The 17203-nt window shown below is 60.4% G+C and carries 13 protein-coding genes, 1 other RNA gene and 1 pseudogene; 8 read left to right on the top strand and 7 right to left on the bottom strand.

Annotated features, from left to right (window positions below; translation table 11 throughout):
- Positions 1-649: 649 nt before the first annotated feature.
- From LIX93_RS27010 to smpB, 5 genes and pseudogenes are all read right to left on the bottom strand, one after another.
- Positions 650-1906, bottom strand: a pseudogene (locus LIX93_RS27010) (integrase domain-containing protein).
- A 185-nt stretch (positions 1907-2091) separates the two neighbouring features.
- Positions 2092-2491, bottom strand: a transfer-messenger RNA (tmRNA) gene (ssrA, locus tag LIX93_RS27005).
- Between the two features lie 109 nt (positions 2492-2600).
- Positions 2601-2882 carry a hypothetical protein gene (locus LIX93_RS27000; RefSeq protein WP_226507109.1) on the bottom strand — a complete coding sequence of 94 codons (282 nt, stop codon included), beginning with the start codon at positions 2880-2882 and terminating at the stop codon, positions 2601-2603.
- A 172-nt stretch (positions 2883-3054) separates the two neighbouring features.
- Positions 3055-5919: an FAD-binding and (Fe-S)-binding domain-containing protein gene (locus tag LIX93_RS26995; RefSeq protein WP_226507108.1), complete on the bottom strand. Its 2865-nt coding sequence runs from the start codon at positions 5917-5919 to the stop codon at positions 3055-3057.
- A gap of 303 nt (positions 5920-6222) precedes the next feature.
- Positions 6223-6705 (bottom strand): SsrA-binding protein SmpB, encoded by a 483-nt coding sequence (gene smpB, locus LIX93_RS26990; RefSeq protein ID WP_226507107.1) that lies wholly within the window; start codon positions 6703-6705, stop codon positions 6223-6225.
- Between the two features lie 170 nt (positions 6706-6875).
- On the opposite strand from smpB, the gene LIX93_RS26985 reads away from it, so the two are divergent.
- Positions 6876-7310, top strand: coding sequence for a type II toxin-antitoxin system RatA family toxin (locus tag LIX93_RS26985; RefSeq protein ID WP_226507106.1), 435 nt, complete (start codon positions 6876-6878; stop codon positions 7308-7310).
- Positions 7273-7620: an RnfH family protein gene (locus LIX93_RS26980; RefSeq protein WP_226507105.1), complete on the top strand. Its 348-nt coding sequence runs from the start codon at positions 7273-7275 to the stop codon at positions 7618-7620. Before LIX93_RS26985 ends, LIX93_RS26980 begins: the two co-directional genes overlap by 38 nt.
- Before the next feature lie 87 nt (positions 7621-7707).
- Here the strand turns inward: LIX93_RS26980 and LIX93_RS26975 are convergent, their stop codons facing one another.
- Positions 7708-8235: an outer membrane protein assembly factor BamE gene (locus LIX93_RS26975; RefSeq protein WP_226507104.1), complete on the bottom strand. Its 528-nt coding sequence runs from the start codon at positions 8233-8235 to the stop codon at positions 7708-7710.
- 98 nt (positions 8236-8333) lie between these two features.
- Between LIX93_RS26975 and fur the strand changes: the two genes are divergently transcribed.
- The gene (fur, locus tag LIX93_RS26970) at positions 8334-8741 is read left to right on the top strand and encodes a ferric iron uptake transcriptional regulator (protein WP_226507175.1); all 408 of its coding nucleotides are present in this window, start codon (positions 8334-8336) and stop codon (positions 8739-8741) included.
- A 176-nt stretch (positions 8742-8917) separates the two neighbouring features.
- Here fur and recN read toward each other — a convergent pair whose 3' ends face one another.
- Entirely contained in the window at positions 8918-10591 is a 1674-nt protein-coding gene (gene recN, locus LIX93_RS26965; protein WP_226507103.1) for a DNA repair protein RecN, read from the bottom strand.
- Positions 10592-10828: 237 nt separating this feature from the next.
- Between recN and grpE the strand changes: the two genes are divergently transcribed.
- The 5 genes from grpE to carA all read left to right on the top strand — a co-directional run bounded on the left by grpE (position 10829) and on the right by carA (position 17107).
- Positions 10829-11392, top strand: coding sequence for a nucleotide exchange factor GrpE (grpE, locus tag LIX93_RS26960; protein WP_226507102.1), 564 nt, complete (start codon positions 10829-10831; stop codon positions 11390-11392).
- 128 nt (positions 11393-11520) lie between these two features.
- Positions 11521-13443, top strand: coding sequence for a molecular chaperone DnaK (gene dnaK / locus LIX93_RS26955; protein ID WP_226507101.1), 1923 nt, complete (start codon positions 11521-11523; stop codon positions 13441-13443).
- A gap of 193 nt (positions 13444-13636) precedes the next feature.
- Complete coding sequence (dnaJ, locus tag LIX93_RS26950; protein WP_226507100.1) at positions 13637-14767, top strand: molecular chaperone DnaJ; 1131 nt, start codon at positions 13637-13639, stop codon at positions 14765-14767.
- Positions 14768-14864: 97 nt separating this feature from the next.
- On the top strand, positions 14865-15671 hold the full coding sequence (dapB, locus tag LIX93_RS26945; RefSeq protein ID WP_226507099.1) for a 4-hydroxy-tetrahydrodipicolinate reductase: 807 nt from the start codon (positions 14865-14867) through the stop codon (positions 15669-15671).
- Between the two features lie 299 nt (positions 15672-15970).
- Positions 15971-17107, top strand: a complete 1137-nt coding sequence (gene carA, locus LIX93_RS26940) for a glutamine-hydrolyzing carbamoyl-phosphate synthase small subunit (protein ID WP_226507098.1) — start codon at positions 15971-15973, stop codon at positions 17105-17107.
- The last annotated feature ends 96 nt before the right edge of the window (positions 17108-17203 follow it).

Genomic DNA, 17203 nt, shown 5'->3' with positions numbered 1-17203 from the left:
CCGGGGCGTGCCTGACTGTCAGTCAGGTGCAGTCCATTCCGTGGGATGCGGCACCATCATCTGCATTGCTGCTGCGAGTGACATCGGGGTTTGTCACGCCGATTGTCACAGGGACAAACGCTGCAATGTGTTGCCCGGCAAGGGCTGCGGCAGTGATTTCGGCGCCCGTCTCTTTCCTGGAGAAAGAGACGGGCGTGGGCTGCCGCATTTGCACTGTGGATAAGTCGGCTTCGATCACGTTGGGCGTGACTGCGCGCCAAATTGGAAGCGAGCGCGCATGGGCTGGGACCACCACTGTAGGGCGTAGCCTTAAAGGCCCTTGGCTACCTGGGCAATGCTGTCGATGACAGCGCTGTACGGCTCTGGTGTAACGCGTGCTCGGAAGGTGGTCAACTGGGTGTGCGGTGGGCTTTTTAGTCGTTGGACGTGCGTGGGAGAAGGTGGCTTTGAATGGACGATGGGCCGTTCGTCGGTTTTAAAGTGAGCCCCTGAGGACGGGAAGGCGAAGCCTTCCTGCCCTCAGGGGCTGGGCCTTAAAAGCTTACGGGCGATGCAGATGGTGGCGACGGTCGCCACGTTGTCGCCATACGAAGGACCGCTAAATACGTGGGTTGTCGCCACTGTCGCCGTTGTCGCCAGCAGGAATTGATTAACGAAACGGGATGACGTTCCCGTTTTTGTTTTCATGAATGGCCGTCACCGACAAATTGCCGGTGGCGGCTTTTTGAATGTACTCGCTCCACCAAGTCATCATCGGGCGTCTTCGCTCGATGTAGTCCGCTCAGTTGTACGCGCTTCGGACTTCGTCTCTGTCGACATGGGCGAGTGCGACTTCAATCAACTCCGGGTCCCATCCATGTTCGTTGAGGATGGTGCTGGCCATTGATCGCAGGCCGTGGCTGACCAACCGATCCTGGAAGCCCATACGCTTTAATGCCATGTTCGCGGTCTGGCTGTTTGCGTGGGTACGCGGATTTCGGTCGGCCGGAAATACGTGTTCCCGATGGCCGCTGTAGGGCTTGAGTGTCTCTAGCAGCGCGAGCGTCTGGTCGCTTAGGGGGATGGGGTGCGCACGGCGTTTTTTCATGCGCTCCTTTGGGATGGTCCAGATGCGTTTCTCGAAATCTATTTCTGCCCAGGTCGTCCCGGCAGCCTCGGCAGGGCGGGTCATAGTGTGCAGTTGCCATTCGATCAGGCAGCGGGTGATGCGTTTGATGCTGGCGTTGGCAATCGCCAGCATAAGGTCGGGTAGTTCTTCGGGAGGAAGTGCCGGCATATTTTCTTTTTGCGGCTTTTTGAAGGCTGCCCGAATGCCGCTGAGCGGGTTCGCGAAGATCAGTCCGCAGTTGACGCCGTAGGCCATGATTTCGTTGAGACGTTGGGAAAGTCGCTTGACCGTCTCCAGGCTGCCTTTGGCCTCGATCGGGCGTAGGAGCTTGATGATCATGGGGGCGGTGATGTCTGCGAGGGGTGTGGCTTTGAGGCTGGGGAAAACATGCAGCGTGAGTGAGCGCCAGATGTCTTCGGCGTAGGCCGTTGTGACGGAGTGTTTTCTCAACTCGAACCAAGCGGTGGCCACCTTCTCGAATGTGTGCTCGGTTTTTGCCAGCTTGGCCTGCCTTAGCTCATCGCGGTGAGCCTTGGGATCAATGCCTAGCGCCAGTAGTTCACGTGCTTCTTGAGCTTTCTTTCTGGCGTTCGCCAACGAGAGAGCCGGGTAAGGGCCCAGCGCCATATTGAGGCGGTTTTTGGTTACCGGCTCGCGGTAGTTGAAATTCCATATCATCGAGCCACTGGCTCTGACCCTGAGTTGAAGGCCGTCGCCGTCAGTGAGAATGAAGTCTTTTCCTGTTGCCTTGACTGCCTTGAGTTGGCGGTCTGAGAGGCGGGTTGCATTAGTAGGCATGAGAGCTACCTCCGGCACCGTTTTGGTATCCCAAAAATAGCACCGGTGGGTCCGGATACCAAATGGGATACCAAAACGCCTGGAACTCTAAATTCTTCTACGGAAGCCAATGGCCCTAAAACCCTTGATTTTACTGGATTTCAGGCACAAAAAAAGACGTCCGTGGACGTCTTTAGATGTTGAAGTGGTGGAGCCGGGGGGATTTGAACCCCCGTCCGCCAGTGCTCCGCTGTCGGTACTACATGCTTAGCCCGTTCTACTAAGTTAACCCGCGGCCGCCCGAGGGGCAGGGTGCTTTGGGCGAGTTGTGTAAGTTTTAGCCGATTCGTCCACAACGTACTGCACGGCGATCCTGTTCTGCATGACAATCACTTCGAGTTTACAGGCATCCTCTAGTGATTGCTGGCACCGAAGTGACCAGAAGCTCAGGCTCTAGTCGTCGCAATTAAGCGGCGAGTGCGAATTCCTGGCCGTAGGTTTCGTCATTGGCAACTATAAAAGTTGCAACAGTGGATTTACGAGTTCTGTTACCAACTCGGCATGCACCTAAAGTTTCACTACCGGCGTCGAATCCTGATCGACCCCATAACCTGCTGATTTCGCAGCAGGAAGCCAGTGTACGCGAAAGCGGGCGACGAGTCGACAGTCGTCTTCTCGCGCCCTGGCGACAGCGGCTCAGGACGCCTCTGCGGCATTAATTGCCGGCAGCGCCGCCTTTCTTGCTCTTGGCGATGTCGCTCAAGGTTTTGGTGGTGGTGGTGATGCAGCCTTTTTTGTCACCTGCAGCCTGCTCTTTCTTTGCCGCTGCGATGGAGGCTTTGTAATCGACACCGCCATCGGCGGTCGCGGCGCTGGACGTGGCTTGCTCGTTTTCGATTTTCTTGATGTTGCCGGCGCAGAGGTCTTCGGCAGCGAAGACAGGCGAAGCAACGAATGCTGCGGCGATGAACAGACCGGTCAGGGTAGTGCGCTTCATAGGGTATCTCCTCAAGCGAAAAATGATCCGGCTGACATCTGACGTCGCGCCCGGAGTTCGAAATAGCCCCATCCAGTGGGGCTTAATGGTGTTGACTCCGAGCTTTTGCAGGGGTTCTATCTTTTTGCGCGGATAATGTGAGATCGCCATCTTGTGGCGTTCGTGCCCTGTTTCAGGGCGCGGTGAGCGCGGTGGTGACGCGGTCTACCAGATACACCAGGCCGTGGTAATCCAAGCCGCTGTGCTGGCTGAGGCCGATTTCGCAGGTGCGGCTGGTGGAGATGCCTTCGTTGCAATATTGCACGGCCTCCTTGAGGCTGCGCAGGGCGTGGGCATTGAGTTGCGGGGTGGTGAAACCTTTGTCGCCGGCGAAGCCGCAGCAGTGAATGCCCTCGGGTACGACGACCTGGGTGCTGCAGCGGCGAACGAGGTCGATCAGGGCCTGGCTCTCGCCCAGGTGCTGGGTGCTGCAGGTGACGTGCACGGCGATGGGGGTGTCTTGGGGGTGGAAGGTGAGTTTGTCCACGAGGTGGCTGCGGATGAAGCGCACTGGATCGTAGAGGTCGAGGCGGGGCTCGTTGAGGTCTTGCACCAGGCGCAGGGTGCAGGGGCTGGTGTCGCAGTAGACCGGGTCGAGGCCGCCGCGGCTGGCGTGCATCAGGGCATCGATGAGCTCCTGGCGTTTGCGCTCGGCGGGGGCGTTGTAGCCTTTGGAGGCGAAGGGCTGGCCGCAGCAGAGGCTGTCCTGGTTCTCGGGGTAGATGACCTCGAAGCCGGCCTTGGTGAGCAATGCGTGGGTTTTTTCCTGTAGCGACATTTGCTCGCGGTCGCTGGCGGCCGGGCCCATGGCGCGGGACACGCAGGCGGCCAGATAAACGACGCGGGGGCGGTCCATCGCTGGCTGTGGCGTGAAGCGCAGGGTGTCTTGTGGCTGCGGCATGGCGGCCGTCCATGCAGGAATCCGGCCCTTGGAGAGTTGGCTCAGGCGAGCGGACCATTGGTTCAGGCGCGGTGCGCCGAGCAGCATGCGCGCACCGTTGGCGGCGTGCAGGGTCATGCGTGCGCCCTTGAGCGCGGTGCTGAAATGGTCGGCCAGCCAGTTGGCGGTGCGCAGGTTGTGGGCGTTTTGCGCGCGGAGTTTCTTCACCAGTTCGCCGGTGTTGATGCCGACGGGGCAGCGTTGTGCGCACAAGCCGGTGGCGGCGCAGGTGTCGATGCCCTGGTATTGGTAGTCGTGCTCGAGCGCCTGGGTGTCGAGGCCTTGGCGTTTTTTTGCCTGGATGTCGCGCCACATGACGATGCGTTGGCGCGGGCTGAGGGTCAGTCCCTTGGACGGGCACACGGGCTCGCAGAAGCCGCACTCGATGCATTTGTCGACGATGGCGTCGGCGGCCGGCATGGGCTTGAGGTTTTTGAGGTGGATGTGCGGGTCGTCGCTGAGCACTACGTCGGGGTTGAGGATGCCGGTGGGGTCGAGCAGGCGTTTGAGTTGCCACATCAGCCGGTAGGCGTCGCTGCCCCACTCGAGTTCGACGAAGGGCGCCATGTTGCGGCCGGTGCCGTGCTCGGCCTTGAGCGAGCCGCCGAATTCGACGGCCACCAGTTGCGTGACGTCTTCCATGAACGCCTGATAGCGGGCGATTTCTGCGGGGTTGTTGAAGCCTTGGGTGAAGACGAAGTGCAGATTGCCCTCCAGGGCATGGCCGAAGAGGATGGCTTCGTCGTAGCGGTGGCGTTCGAACAGTTCGATGAGGCGGCGCACGCCGAATGCCAGTTGCTCGACGGGGAAGGTCACGTCTTCGATGATCACGGTGGTGCCGGTCGGGCGTACGGCGCCAACGGCGGGAAAGGTATCTTTGCGGATCGCCCAGAGCTGCGCGTTGGCGGCAGGATCGGTAGTGAAGTCGACCTGTTTTTCGACGGGGAAGGCGGCGATGGAGGCCGTGATGTGCCCGATCTGTTCTTGTAGCAGCGCGGCGCTGGCGGCGCGGGATTCGATCAGCAGAGCGCAGGCGCCGGCGGACAGTTCACGCACGAATGCCGGCATGCCGGGTTTTTCCTGGACCGAGCGCATGCTGCGGCGGTCGAGCAGTTCCACGGCGGACACCGGTTGCTGTTTGAGTACGGTGACCGCCAGGCAGCAGGTCTCTACATCTGGGAAAACGATAAAGGCCGAGGCTTTGTGTGGGTGTTCGGGCACGGTGTCGTAGGTGACGGCGCTGATAAAGCCCAGGGTGCCTTCGGAGCCGACCAGAAGGTGGGTGAGGATGTTGACGGGCTCATCGAAGTCGACCAGGGCGTTGAGCGACAGGCCGGTGGTGTTTTTCAGGCGGTATTTGTGGCGGATGCGCTCAGCCAGCGCGGTGTTGGCGCGAGTTTCACGCCCCAGGCGTGCGAGTTCGTCGAGCAGTGTGCTGTGGCTGGTGCGCAGGGCCGCGAGGGAGGCTGGGTCTTCAGTGTCGATGCGGGTGCCGTCGGCCAGCACCATGCGCATGCCTGCGAGGGTGAAGTAGGTGTTTTGCGCGGTGCCGCAGCACATGCCGCTGGAGTTGTTGGCGACGATGCCGCCGATCTTGCAGGCGTTGATCGAGGCAGGGTCAGGGCCGATCTTGCGTCCGTAAGGGGCCAGCCAAGCGTTGGCCTGAGCGCCGATGACGCCGGGCTGCAGGCGGATTTGCGCACCGTGGTTGCGGATCTCGCGGCCGTTCCAGTTATCGCCGAGCACGATCAATACCGAGTCGCTGATGGCCTGGCCGGAGAGGCTGGTGCCGGCGGCGCGGAAGGTCACGGGCACATGTTCGCGGTGGGCGAGCTTGAGCAGGGCGACGACTTCGTCTTCGGACTCGACGCGGATGACCAGTTTCGGGATGAGCCGATAGAAGCTGGCGTCGGTGCCGAAGGCGAGGGTCGAGGTCGGGTCATCGAAGCGGCGGTTGGCCGGGATCAACTGTTCGGCCGCGTACAGGAAGGCTGCGGGCAGCGAGACGGAATTCAGTTGGGCGATGGCTTGGACGGTAAGCGGGTGCTGGGTGCGCATTGAGCCCCCTTGTTGTTATTGGGCAGGGTTGGATCATGGCTGGATAATTGGTAAGACCAATTGTTCTGGGTGTGGGGCTAGATTAGAGGGGGTTGGCGGGGGATGTCAATTTTGGGGGAGTGAGGCGCGGGGAGGGGGTTTCAACGCAGGGATCTGTAGGGATCGGACAGGCGTCTTCGCGGGCAAGCCTTGCTCCCACAGCCGTACAGTTACAGCACTGTACGGCTGTGGGAGCAAGGCTTGCCCGCGAAGGGGCCGGTATGGCCTATGGACAAAGAGCTATCGCGCAGAGCCGCGTGGGACTCAGTCGTCCTTGCCCTTCGTCCGCACGGCGCGTTGCAGCTCGCGGTCGGAGTCGCGTTCGCGCTCGGTGTGGCGCTTGTCGTATTCCTTCTTGCCCTTGCCGAGCGCGATTTCGCACTTGATCAGGTGCTTGCTCCAATACAGCGATAGCGCAACGCAGGCGTAGCCCTTTTGCTGCACCGCAGTGTTGAGGCGATCGAGCTCTTTTTTGTTGAGCAGCAGCTTGCGCGTGCGTACCGGGTCGGCAATCACGTGAGTGCTGGCTGTGGACAAGGGCGAGAAGTGGCTGCCGAGCAACCAGGCTTCGCCGTCCTTGAGCAGCACGTAGCTGTCCACCAACTGGGCTTTGCCTGCACGCAGGCTTTTCACTTCCCAGCCGGCGAGGACCATACCGGCCTCGAACCTGTGCTCGATGAAGTAATCGTGTCGCGCTTTTTTGTTTTGCGCGATTGTCCCTTCCGGGTGTTTCTTTTGTTTGGCCATAGGGCGGGCATTATAGGGAGTCCGCGCGTCGTCGGCTACCGGGATGCTGCATGCTTGAGCGAGTGAGATTAATACCGGACAATACCGCCATGAACATTTTCTCGCAGCGCTCGATGGCGCCCCCGGCATTCTCCCTGATCTGCCGCTCAGCTTTTGGAAGTGACGCCTGAATGACTACCCATATCCAACGCTCCGCCTTGCTCCCTTACCCAGCCCAGGCGCTCTATGATCTGGTCAACGACGTGGCGCGCTATCCCGAGTTCTTGCCGTGGTGCTCGACGACCAAGGTGCGTGAGAGCTCCGACGTCTTGATGGTCGCTAGCCTCGAGGTAGCCAAGGGCGGCCTCAGTCAGCATTTGGTCACGCGTAATACCCTGACGCCGGGCCAGCAGATTGAAATGAATCTGGAAGAAGGCCCCTTTACCCAGCTGCATGGGCTTTGGGTGTTCAAACCCTTGGGCGAGAAGGCCTGCAAGATCAGCCTCGACCTGTCGTTCGACTACGCCGGGCCGATCGTCCGTGCCACCTTGGGTCCGCTGTTCAATCAGGCAGCCAACACGTTGGTGGATGCATTCTGTCAGCGTGCCAAGCAGCTGCACGGCTGAACCGGCATTGATCCGCGTTGAAGTGGTGTATGCCGATGTCGATCGCCAGGTGCTGCTGGCGGTTGGGGTTGCGCCGGGCACCACGATGCATCAGGCGGTGACGCTGTCGGGGATAGCCGAACAGTTTGCCTCGGTCGTGTTGCTGGAATGCCCGATGGGGATTTTCGGTCGACGTATCGAAAAGCCTGCTGAGCATGTGCTGGAAGACGGCGACCGCATTGAGATCTATCGGCCGCTGATTGCCGACCCTATGGAGGTGCGGCGGATGCGCGCAGCCAAGACGGCCAGGCCGAGCAAGAAGCGCGGCTGATCCCTCGCAATGAACAAAAATCTTCATGAATGAAAAATTTCATGCATAAAAAAACCGGCTCGCGAGCCGGCTTTTTTTATGGCGATATTACTGTGGCGAGGATTCGATCGGTTGCGGTGTCGGTACGGCCTGTACCTTCACGCCGTCGACGTCACGCTGGATCTTGTCCAGGGTCGAGCCCGGGGTAGCAGGCGCTTCTGGCTTGCCAGGCTGCGCCGCCGGGGCGCCTGGGCTGACAGTGGTGCCACTGTCCTGGCCGAGGATCGCTTGATCCTTGCTCACGCCCGGCATGAAATCGCCCGACAGGCCGGCCAATTGGTCGGTGCCGTTGAATAGAATACTGATGCGCTCTTGCTGGCGTTCACCGCCCCCGGGTTGCAGGCTGTACAGATAATCCCAACGATTGGGATGAAATGTGTCGACCAGCAGGGGGTTGCCCATGATAAACCTTACTTGGCGTCGGGTCATTCCTGGCCGCAACTGGTCTATCATGTCCTGCGTGACGACATTGCCCTGCTGGATGTCGATTTTGTAAACCCCGGGGAACGAACAACCGGCGAGTGCGAGCAGTCCCACGAAGGTGAGGCTGGTTAGCAAGTGCTTGGTGTTTTGCATCGGTGGGCGACTTCCACTATCTTGGCTGGGACAACGTAAACCCCGATCATACCCGCATTAAGAGAAGCTGCGAAGCAGCATCGGCGAGAAAGCTGACCATGGTAGAAAATAACGAACTACGTAAAGCCGGCCTGAAGGTTACCCTGCCTCGGGTCAAAATCCTGCAAATGCTGGAGAATTCTCCGCAGCGCCACATGAGTGCCGAGGATGTCTACAAGGCATTGATGGAAGTTGGCGAGGATGTCGGGCTGGCCACGGTTTACCGTGTGCTGACTCAGTTCGAGTCTGCTGGGTTGGTGATGCGTCATAACTTCGATGGCGGCCATGCCGTGTTCGAAGCTGTCAGCGATCGAGAGCATCACGACCATATGGTATGCGTCGATTCGGGCGAGGTTCTTGAATTCAAGAGCTCCGAAATCGAGGAGCTGCAGGAGCGTATCGCCACGGAACATGGTTACGAGCTGGTTGACCACAACCTGGTGTTGTACGTCCGCAAGAAGAAGTGAGTGGGCCTGCGGTTTGCGGGGCTACACATGAAACAAAGGCGACCCTAGGGTCGCCTTTGTGCTTTGAGTGGTCGGGGAAATTTAGGCGGGGGCAGATTACGACTCAAGTCCGGCCAGCTCGGTGGGAGCAAGGGGGCGCGTCCGGCGGTGAAAAGGCCGGTGCAGTCACCCGCAGATCAGGACTTCGCAGTAACCACCATCTTTTTGGCATGGGCCAAGGATTCCTTGGTCAAGTCGATGCCACCCAGCATGCGCGCCACTTCTTCGACCCGTTCGTTCTTGTTGAGGCTCGACACCGCAGTGCGGGTTTCATCGCTGCCGCGCACCTTGTGTACGAATAGATGGTGATGCCCTTGGGCCGCCACCTGCGGCAAGTGCGTCACGGTCAGCACTTGTCCGCGCTCACCCAGGCGGCGCAGCAATTGCCCGACGATCTCGGCGGTCGGGCCGCCGATACCCACGTCCACTTCGTCGAACACCAGCGTCGGCACGCGGGAGGTTTGCGCGGTGATCACCTGAATCGCCAGGCTGATCCGTGACAGCTCGCCACCGGAGGCGACCTTGGCTAGCGCCTTGAGCGGCAAGCCGGGGTTGGCGCTGACCATCAACTCGACCTGCTCCAGCCCATGGGGCTGCATGCTGTTGCTGCCGTGGGGGCGCAGCTCGATGCTGAATCGACCGCCCGGCATGCCGAGGCGCTGGATTTCTGCCTCCACCGCAGTGGCCAGGCTGTGCGCCGCCTGTTGGCGCAACTCGCTCAGCTCTCGGGCTTTCTCCTGGTAGTGGCGGGCGTAGGCTGCCAACTCTTCCCCCAGGCGTTCGACGGACTCATCGTTGGCGTTCAGCGTTTCGATTTCGTCCAGCAGCGTCTGGTGCATGTGCGCCAGTTCACCCGGCTGAATGCGGTGCTTGCGCGCCAATGTATAGATAGTGTCGAGACGCTCGTCGATGTATTGCAGGCGCGCCGGGTCGGCGTCGAAGTTATCGAGGAAACGATTGAGCTCGCCGACGGCTTCTTCTACCTGGATCTGCGCGCTGGAAATCATGCCAGCGGCTTCGCCCAAGGCGTGGGGCGGATTGTTGGTGGCACCGAGGCGATTGAGGCTGGCGGTCAAGGCGCCGAGCACGTTGCCTGAATCGTTCTCGCTGCACAGGTCGATTACCTGGCGGCAGATGCCGAACAGCGCCTCGGCGTTGGTGAGGTTTTTCTGCTCGGATTCCAGTTCGTCCAGCTCGTGCTCGCCCAGTGCGAGGTTTTCCAGCTCCTCGAGTTGGTAGCTGAGCAACTGATGACGCGCCCGTTGCTCGTCGCCGGAATTGCGCAGGTGCTCGATCTCCTGGTGCGTTTGCCGCCAGCGTTGCGCGGCCATCTGCACCTGGCGCGACAGATCGCCAGCGCCGGCATATTCATCCAGCAGGCGGCGATGGGTGTCGGTTTTGAGCAGCGACTGGTGTTCGTGCTGGCTATGGATGTCGATCAGCAGTTCGCCCAGCGCCTTGAGGTCGCCCAGCGGGCAGGGCGTGCCGTTGATGTAGCCCCGCGAGCGGCCCTCGGCGGTGATCACTCGGCGCAGGATGCACGGCCCGGCGGAGTCGAGGTCGCGTTCGGCGAGCCACGCGCTGGCCTCGGGAATATCTGCAAGATCGAAGGAGGCGAGGATGTCCGCCTTGTCGGCACCGGGGCGTACCACGCCGGGCTCGGCACGATCGCCCAGGGTCAGCCCCAAGGCATCGAGCATGATCGATTTGCCAGCACCGGTTTCGCCAGTGATGACGCTCATGCCGCGCGCGAGTTCGAGGTCGAGGTGTTCGACGATGGCGTAGTTGTGTACGGACAGGTGCACCAACATAAAGGCAGCTCCCAGGTTCAATGTCTGGTTATTTATACAGTGGTTCGGGTTGGGCTGACAATGCCCCCGCTTAGGTCTATTTGCGAGCGAAACCAGGTTTTTTATCGCGATTGTGTGATTCCACCGTACAGCGCCTTATCTGCTGCAGCCCCTTGAAGCGTGATTTTACGACCCCATATACCCGGTCAGAAGCGCGACAACAGCTCGCCCACGACATTGATTGACAGGAGAATTTGCATGGCTGACGAACAGACTCTGGATGACCTGAACCCGGAAGCGAATCACGCGGACGGCGGTAGCGACGATCACGCTGCGCGTATCAAGACCCTGGAAGAACAACTGGCTGGGGCTCAGGACAACGCCCTGCGCGTCGCCGCCGACGTGCAGAACATTCGTCGTCGTGCCGAGCAAGATGTCGAAAAGGCCCACAAATTCGCCCTCGAGAAGTTCGCCAGCGACCTGCTGCCGATCATCGACAGCCTCGAGCGCGGCCTGGACCTGTCCAACCCTGAAGACGTCAACATCCGCCCGATGCGCGAAGGCATCGAGCTGACCCTGAAGATGTTCCAGGACACCCTCAAGCGCTACAACCTTGAGGCTCTCGATCCGCACGGCGAACCCTTCAGCGCCGAGCTGCACCAGGCCATGGCCATGCAGGAGAGCGCAGACGTCGAGCCCAACAGCGTGCTCAAGGTGTTCCAGAAGGGTTACAGCCTCAATGGCCGCCTGCTGCGTCCGGCCATGGTCGTGGTCAGCAAGGCGCCGTCCGCGCCGCAGCCGTCGATCGACGAAAAGGCCTGATGGAATTTCTGTCGGCAGCCTTGAAAAGCGCCAACAGGCCCCCATTTTAGAGTCAAGCGTTTAAGTGCTACCGCAGATGGCCACAACCTCTGGGGCAACCAAATCAAGCAAGTTCGGAGAGTAAAGACATGGGCAAGATTATCGGTATCGACCTGGGGACCACCAACTCCTGCGTCTCGATTCTGGAAAACGGCAAGGTCAAAGTGATCGAGAACGCTGAAGGCGCTCGCACTACCCCGTCGATCATCGCTTACGCCAACGACGGCGAAATCCTGGTCGGCCAGTCCGCCAAGCGTCAGGCAGTCACTAACCCGCACAACACGCTGTACGCGGTGAAGCGTCTGATCGGCCGTCGCTTCGACGAAGAAGTCGTACAGAAAGACATCCAGATGGTCCCTTACAAGATCGTCAAGGCTGACAGCACTGGCGATGCCTGGGTTGAAGTGAACGGCCAGAAAATGGCACCGCCACAGATCTCGGCTGAAATCCTCAAGAAGATGAAGAAGACCGCCGAAGACTACCTCGGTGAAGCCGTCACCGAAGCGGTCATCACCGTACCGGCCTACTTCAACGACAGCCAGCGTCAGGCCACCAAAGACGCCGGCCGTATCGCTGGCCTGGACGTCAAGCGCATCATCAACGAGCCTACCGCTGCCGCACTGGCCTACGGTATGGACAAGGCCAAGGGCGACCACACTGTCATCGTTTATGACCTGGGTGGCGGTACCTTCGACGTGTCGGTCATCGAAATCGCTGAAGTCGATGGCGAGCACCAGTTCGAAGTGTTGGCCACCAACGGCGACACGTTCCTGGGGGGTGAAGACTTCGACATCCGCCTGATCGACTACCTCGTCGACGAATTCAAGAAAGAAAGCGGCATGAACCTCAAAGGTGACCCGCTGGCCATGCAGCGTCTTAAAGAAGCCGCTGAAAAAGCCAAGATCGAGCTGTCCTCGAGCCAGTCGACCGACGTCAACCTGCCGTACATCACTGCAGATGCCACCGGTCCAAAGCACTTGAACGTGAAGATCTCCCGCTCCAAGCTGGAAGCTCTGGTTGAAGACCTGGTTCAGCGCACCATCGAGCCTTGCCGTATCGCATTGAAAGATGCCGGTATCGACGTTGGCTCGATCAACGACGTGATCCTGGTCGGTGGTCAGACTCGCATGCCGCTGGTGCAAAAACTGGTCACTGACTTCTTCGGTAAAGAAGCCCGTAAAGACGTCAACCCCGACGAAGCCGTCGCCATGGGTGCTGCCATCCAGGGCGCCGTATTGGCCGGCGACGTCAAAGACGTGCTGCTGCTGGACGTCAGCCCGCTGACTCTGGGTATCGAAACCATGGGCGGCGTGATGACCGCGCTGATCGAGAAAAACACCACGATTCCTACCAAGAAGTCGCAAGTGTTCTCGACGGCCGATGACAACCAGAGCGCCGTGACCATTCACGTGCTGCAAGGTGAGCGCAAGCAAGCCGGTCAGAACAAGTCCTTGGGCAAGTTCGACCTGGCCGAGATTCCACCGGCTCCACGTGGCGTGCCGCAAATTGAAGTGACCTTCGACATCGACGCCAACGGCATCTTGCACGTAGGTGCCAAGGACAAGGCCACTGGCAAGACTCAGTCGATCGTGATCAAGGCCAACTCCGGTCTGTCTGACGAAGAAATTCAACAGATGATCCGTGACGCCGAAGCCAACTCGGAAGAGGACCGCAAGTTCGAAGAGCTGGCCGCTGCCCGTAACCAGGGTGATGCACTGGTGCACTCGACTCGCAAGATGATCGCCGATGCTGGTGACAAGGTCACCGCTGAAGAGAAGACCGCTATCGAGTCTGCATTGGTTGCACTGGAAGCCGCCGTCAAGGGCGACGACAAGGCTGCCATCGAAGCCAAGGTCGAAGAGCTGTCCAAGGTCTCCGCACCCGTGGCGCAGAAAATGTACGCTGACCAGGCCGAACAGCCTCAAGGCGGTGCACAGCCTGCCGGCGATAAAGCCGAGAAGCCCGATGACGTCGTCGACGCTGAGTTCGAAGAAGTCAAAGACCACAAGTAAGCAGTACGCTTGTTGGTCGGCCAGTTGACTGTGCTTGTGCAGTCGCTGGTAGGATGTCGCCGCGCGGGGGCTTGCTCCCGCGTTGGCGTGTCTGGAATCCACGAATTTTTTACAGCATGCGACATGATCGGATGTTGGCCGCACGGCCCGCTGCGCTCTTGCGTGCTGGCTCTCAAAAAGAGTGCAAAGACTTATGGCTAAGCGTGACTATTACGAAGTGCTGGGGGTGGAGCGAGGCTCCAGCGAGGCAGACCTGAAAAAGGCCTATCGCCGCCTTGCAATGAAGCATCACCCGGACCGTAATCCGGATGACAAAGAGTCGGAAGAGAAATTCAAGGAGGCCAACGAGGCCTACGAAGTACTCTCCGATGCCAGCAAGCGTGCTGCCTACGACCAGTACGGTCATGCCGGCGTCGACCCGCAGATGGGTGGCGGCGGCGGTCCCGGTTTTGGCGGGCAGAATTTCTCTGACATCTTTGGTGATGTCTTCAGTGATTTCTTCGGTGGTGGCCAGGGTCGCGGCGGTCGTGGTGGCGCTCAGCGCGGCAGCGATCTGCGTTACACCCTCGAGCTCGACCTTGAAGAAGCCGTGCGCGGTACGACGGTCAATATCCGTGTGCCGACGTTGGTCAACTGCAAGCCGTGCGACGGCAGCGGCGCCAAGAAAGGCTCGGCGCCGATCACCTGCCCGACCTGTGCCGGTATTGGCCAGGTGCGCATGCAGCAGGGCTTCTTCTCGGTGCAGCAGACCTGCCCGCGTTGCCACGGTCAGGGCAAGATCATTTCCGACCCGTGCGATTCGTGCCACGGTGCGGGCCGCGTCGAAGAATCCAAGACGCTTTCCGTCAAAGTACCGCCAGGTGTCGATACCGGTGATCGCATTCGTCTGTCCGGCGAAGGCGAGGCGGGCGCGCAGGGTGGTCCGACGGGCGACCTGTATGTGGTGATCAGCGTGCGCGAGCATGCGATCTTCCAGCGCGACGGCAAGCATCTGTTCTGTGAAGTGCCGATCAGCATCACCGATGCAGCGCTGGGCGCCGAGCTCGAAGTGCCGACGCTGGATGGCCGCATCAAGTTGAAGATCCCCGAAGGGACTCAGACCGGCAAGCAGTTCCGTCTGCGCGGCAAGGGCGTTGCTCCGGTGCGCGGTGGCGGCGCGGGCGACCTGATGTGCCGCGTAGCGGTCGAGACGCCGGTCAATCTGGGTCGTCGTCAGCGCGAGCTGCTGGAAGAGTTCCGTGCTTCGCTTGAGGGCGACACCTCCCATTCGCCCAAGGCCAATGGCTGGTTCGAAGGCGTGAAGCGCTTCTTCGGCGATCTGTAATCGATCCAAAGGCTGAGGGCCTCTTCGCGGGCAGAGCCTGCTCCCACAGATGTGTGCGAGCGGGCTCTGCCCGTGAAGCTTTCAAAGGAATACGGGTATGCGACGTATAGCGGTAATGGGCGCCGCCGGGCGCATGGGCAAGAATCTCATCGAGGCAGTGCAGCAGCGTGCACCGCTGACGGGGCTGACCGCCGCCATCGTGCGTCCGGGCAGTACGTTGCTGGGTGCCGACGCTGGTGAACTGGCTTCCCTGGGGCGTATCGGCGTGCAATTGGTCGGCAGCCTGGCGCCGGTGGTCGATGAATTCGATGTGTTGATCGACTTCACCCTGCCGGATGTGATGCTCAACAACCTGGCGTTCTGCCGCAAGGCCGGCAAGGCCATGGTCATCGGTACCACGGGTCTCTCGGCGGAGCAGAAGCGGCACTTGGTCGAGGCGGGCAAGGACATCCCGATCGTCTTCGCTTCCAACTTCAGCGTCGGCGTGAACCTGTCGTTCAAGCTGCTGGAGATGGCTGCGCGGGTGATGGGTGAAGAGGCTGATATCGAGATCATCGAGGCGCATCACCGCCACAAGGTCGATGCCCCGTCAGGTACGGCGGTGAGCATGGGCGAGGTGATCGCCAAGGCGCTGGATCGTGATCTGAGCAAGGTCGCGGTGTATGGCCGTCAAGGTCATACCGGTGCCCGCGAGCGCGAAACCATCGGCTTCGCCACTGTGCGCGGTGGGGATGTGGTGGGCGATCATACGGTGCTGTTCGCCGCTGAAGGCGAGCGCGTCGAGATCACTCACAAGGCGTCGAGCCGCATGACCTTCGCCAAGGGTGCCGTTCGTGCAGCGCTGTGGCTGGATGGCAAGGCGCCGGGTCTGTATGATATGCAGGATGTGCTGGATCTGCATTGATCCCGCTAGTTTCGCGGGCAGAGTCCGCTTCCATAGGGTAATACCTTCCTCGTGGGAGCGAGTTCAGCTCGCGAAGCCCCCCAGAAACACCGCTGCGACCCCCTGTGTCGCATTCTCCGCGCAATCAGGCGCAATAGCGGTGGACCAAAAAAGCCTTTTTCTGTAAGCTACAGCTTTAGTGTGTCCACTAAAAGCGCGCAGATAATTTCGACGAGAAAGCGGGGTGACGTGTCTATACGTCATTCCGCTTTTTTGCAACCTGCGATCGCCCTTTCAGGCTTTATTTACGGGAGGTCTTCTTGACTACGCCAGCCATACTCGCCCTTGCTGATGGCAGCATTTTTCGCGGTGACGCCATTGGAGCCGACGGTCAGACCGTTGGCGAGGTGGTGTTCAACACCGCAATGACAGGCTATCAGGAAATCCTTACTGATCCTTCCTATGCCCAGCAGATCGTTACCCTGACTTACCCGCACATCGGCAACACCGGGACCAATCCGGGCGACGCCGAGTCCGACCGTGTCTGGTCCGCCGGCCTGGTCATCCGTGATCTGCCGCTGGTTGCCAGCAACTGGCGCAACACGATGTCGCTGTCGGACTACCTGAAGGCCAACAATGTGGTGGCCATCGCCGGTATCGACACCCGCCGCCTGACCCGCATCCTGCGTGAGAAAGGCGCTCAGAACGGCTGCATCATGGCCGGCGACAACATCAGCGAAGAAGCCGCTATCGCTGCCGCACGCGGCTTCCCGGGCCTCAAGGGCATGGACCTGGCCAAGGTCGTCAGCGTCAAGGAAAGCTACGAGTGGCGTTCCACGGTCTGGGATCTGGCTACCAACGAGCACGCCGAGATCCCGGCCAGCGAGCTGCCTTACCACGTGGTCGCGTTCGACTACGGCGTCAAGGTCAACATCCTGCGCATGCTGGTCGAGCGCGGTTGCCGCGTCACCGTGGTGCCAGCGCAAACCCCGGCCAGCGACGTACTGGCACTCAACCCGGATGGCGTGTTCCTGTCCAACGGTCCGGGCGATCCCGAGCCTTGCGACTACGCTATCAAGGCGATCAAGGAAGTGCTCGAAACCGACATTCCGGTGTTCGGTATCTGCCTGGGCCACCAGCTGCTGGCCCTGGCCGCTGGCGCCAAGACCGTCAAGATGGGTCACGGGCACCACGGTGCCAACCACCCGGTCCAGGACCTGGATACCGGCGTGGTCATGATCACCAGCCAGAACCACGGTTTTGCGGTCGATGAGGCCACCCTGCCGAGTAACGTGCGCGCCATCCACAAGTCGCTGTTCGACGGTACCCTGCAGGGTATCGAGCTGACCGACAAGAGCGCCTTCAGCTTCCAGGGTCACCCTGAAGCGAGCCCGGGCCCTAACGATGTGGCGCCGTTGTTCGACCGCTTCGTCGATGCCATGGCCAAGCGTCGCTAAGGCCTGGATTCGAAAAGCCCACGCGCGTACGAGTGGCAGCCCCGGCGACGGTGGCAGCCACCCACGCCAACGAATGATGTCAAGCCGGCCATCCCC

The organism is Pseudomonas sp. MWU16-30317 (assembly GCF_020515695.1).
In the GTDB taxonomy this organism is placed as follows: domain Bacteria; phylum Pseudomonadota; class Gammaproteobacteria; order Pseudomonadales; family Pseudomonadaceae; genus Aquipseudomonas.
Note: the sequence above shows the minus strand (reverse complement) of the source record. Positions and strands in the feature narration are given on the sequence as shown.

What these genes read in the sequence shown, in the direction of transcription:
- LIX93_RS27000 (WP_226507109.1), bottom strand. Translation starts at nt 2,882, where the DNA reads ATGAAGCGCACTACCCTGACCGGTCTGTTCATCGCCGCAGCATTCGTT.
- LIX93_RS26995 (WP_226507108.1), bottom strand. Translation starts at nt 5,919, where the DNA reads ATGCGCACCCAGCACCCGCTTACCGTCCAAGCCATCGCCCAACTGAAT.
- smpB (WP_226507107.1), bottom strand. Translation starts at nt 6,705, where the DNA reads ATGGCCAAACAAAAGAAACACCCGGAAGGGACAATCGCGCAAAACAAA.
- LIX93_RS26985 (WP_226507106.1), top strand. Translation starts at nt 6,876, where the DNA reads ATGACTACCCATATCCAACGCTCCGCCTTGCTCCCTTACCCAGCCCAG.
- LIX93_RS26980 (WP_226507105.1), top strand. Translation starts at nt 7,273, where the DNA reads ATGCATTCTGTCAGCGTGCCAAGCAGCTGCACGGCTGAACCGGCATTG.
- LIX93_RS26975 (WP_226507104.1), bottom strand. Translation starts at nt 8,235, where the DNA reads ATGCAAAACACCAAGCACTTGCTAACCAGCCTCACCTTCGTGGGACTG.
- fur (WP_226507175.1), top strand. Translation starts at nt 8,334, where the DNA reads ATGGTAGAAAATAACGAACTACGTAAAGCCGGCCTGAAGGTTACCCTG.
- recN (WP_226507103.1), bottom strand. Translation starts at nt 10,591, where the DNA reads ATGTTGGTGCACCTGTCCGTACACAACTACGCCATCGTCGAACACCTC.
- grpE (WP_226507102.1), top strand. Translation starts at nt 10,829, where the DNA reads ATGGCTGACGAACAGACTCTGGATGACCTGAACCCGGAAGCGAATCAC.
- dnaK (WP_226507101.1), top strand. Translation starts at nt 11,521, where the DNA reads ATGGGCAAGATTATCGGTATCGACCTGGGGACCACCAACTCCTGCGTC.
- dnaJ (WP_226507100.1), top strand. Translation starts at nt 13,637, where the DNA reads ATGGCTAAGCGTGACTATTACGAAGTGCTGGGGGTGGAGCGAGGCTCC.
- dapB (WP_226507099.1), top strand. Translation starts at nt 14,865, where the DNA reads ATGCGACGTATAGCGGTAATGGGCGCCGCCGGGCGCATGGGCAAGAAT.